Source organism: Asticcacaulis sp. YBE204 (genome assembly GCF_000495855.1).
Lineage (GTDB): Bacteria > Pseudomonadota > Alphaproteobacteria > Caulobacterales > Caulobacteraceae > Asticcacaulis.
The window spans coordinates 1-525 of sequence record NZ_AWGF01000046.1 but is presented as its reverse complement, the minus strand read 5'-3'; the positions used below and the strand labels follow the sequence as shown (position 1 = coordinate 525).

Genomic DNA, 525 nt, shown 5'->3' with positions numbered 1-525 from the left:
AGCCGCAGGTCACTCTCGTTAAGCTGGCCGGACTGGCGCGCGGCGGCGGCGCCGAGTTTGTGGCGGCGGCCGATATGGCTTTCGCGGCACGGGAAGCGGCGGGACTGGCCCAGTGCGAGGCCTTGATGGGCATTACGCCCGGCGGCGGCGCGACGCAGTATCTGACGAGCCGAATGACGCGCGGCCGCGCTCTGGAAGTGATCCTGGGCGCCGATCTCATCGATGCCGCTACCGCAGAGCGTTATGGCTGGATTAACCGCGCCTTGCCTGCCGCCGAGCTCGATGATTTCGTCGATCGGTTAGCGCGCAATATCGCGGCATTGCCTGCGGGGGTGATTGCGGCGGCTAAGCAGGCGATGCCAGTGCCGGATCTGCAGGCCGGTTTTTATCGCGAACACGACGCCTGGGCGGGATTGTTCGCACGCCCGGCCGCGGAGCGGTTGATTCGCGGCGGGCTGAAGGCCGGTGCGCAAACCCCGGAGGGGGAGCGCAACCTTGAAGGCCTGCTGCGGCATCTTGCCCGCT

The 525-nt window shown here is 67.6% G+C and carries 1 protein-coding gene; it reads left to right on the top strand.

Features of this window, described 5'->3' with window-relative positions; translation table 11 throughout:
• Nucleotides 1–525 (top strand): enoyl-CoA hydratase/isomerase family protein (locus AEYBE204_RS39240; protein WP_023464163.1); only part of this gene is annotated, 525 nt, incomplete at both ends.